Consider the following 1,225-nt stretch of genomic DNA (forward strand, 5'->3'; position numbering starts at 1 on the left):
CACGGCTAGCGCATTTTAATCCCAGATTCTAACAGGGTTGAGCGATAATCATCGTCTAGCCCTGCCATTTTCTTTTTTCTCGCCATACTGGCTGTTTTAGTTGTATCTTGTTTAAATAACGCCATGGCTATTTTTCTCATTACGTTAAAAACAAGGGGTCCTTGCTTCTTACGGATTCTTGATTCATCTTCCCTAAAGTTCATATCCAACATCCAATGCATACTTTCAACCTGCCAGTGGCTTCGTACCGCATTAAGTGCTTGCTCCGCACCTAACGCTAACGAACTAATATACCAACGCGTTTCTATCGTGTCTGTACCTGATGATTTATCGTGAACCTCAGCGGTTACTTGAATAACACTCTTTAAGCCAGACCATTGGTAGATTTTATCTAACCAGCTTTTATCAATAAGCAATTGCTGACAAACTCTTGTTTCAATGCGCCCATGCCCTGAGCTTATTTCGGTATGTTTATCATAGTTGCTATTGGTCAATCCTTCGCGCTCACTCTTGTGCCACCAAGCTTCTAATTCACTCTGCATACCTGAATGGTTACCTTTGAGCGCTAGGATATAATCAGCTTTTTGTTTAATTATTTGTTTCGCTATTTCTTGCTGGCAGCCCATAGCATCAAGTGTAATGATGCTATTTTCAATATCTAGCATGGTGAGTAACTCAGGTATGGCTGTGATTTCATTTGTTTTGCTATCAACGGCTGTTTGCCCTAAAACTAACTGGTGTTGGCAGCTCCATGCACTGACGGTATGTAAAGCACTTTTTCTATCTTTGGTTGTAAATGAACGACGTGCAGTTTTTCCATCCATAGCAATAATATCAGCACCCGTGGTTTCAATAAGTGAAGATATCCAAGATTGAAATGCATGCTCTATTTCATCTGATTTTAACCGACAAATGACACGGGCTATGGTGTCGTGTCTTGGAATACCCGCGTTGAAAGCGCCATATCTTTTTAACCAATCAAGTTTTAGATGCCCAAAATCTTCAATATCCTCCCATCCTTGTGCACCGGAGATTACTGCACTAATGGCTAAAAGGAGAATATCGATAAGCTCATGCTTTTTACAGCGTTCAATGCGAGGATCGGTAATTGAATTAAAGTGTTTCAGAAAAGTAGCGCTCATATTTTACGTGACCAAGGTGATTATTATGCCTTGATCTGATCACTACATATTCTATAAGTTCAATTTATAATGATCTTGCCGTG

At 40.1% G+C, this 1,225-nt stretch carries 1 protein-coding gene; it reads right to left on the bottom strand.

Annotated elements, in window-relative coordinates:
* Positions 1-5: 5 nt before the first annotated feature.
* Positions 6-1,142, bottom strand: a complete 1,137-nt coding sequence (locus CWC14_RS05150; RefSeq protein ID WP_024602346.1) for an ISAs1 family transposase — start codon at positions 1,140-1,142, stop codon at positions 6-8.
* Positions 1,143-1,225: the final 83 nt, after the last annotated feature.

This window comes from Pseudoalteromonas sp. S3260 (assembly GCF_005886925.1).
GTDB classification, from domain to species: domain Bacteria; phylum Pseudomonadota; class Gammaproteobacteria; order Enterobacterales; family Alteromonadaceae; genus Pseudoalteromonas; species Pseudoalteromonas tetraodonis.

Bases quoted from the DNA above. Each gene is read 5' to 3' on its own strand.
- CWC14_RS05150 (WP_024602346.1), bottom strand. From the start codon at position 1,142: ATGAGCGCTACTTTTCTGAAACACTTTAATTCAATTACCGATCCTCGC.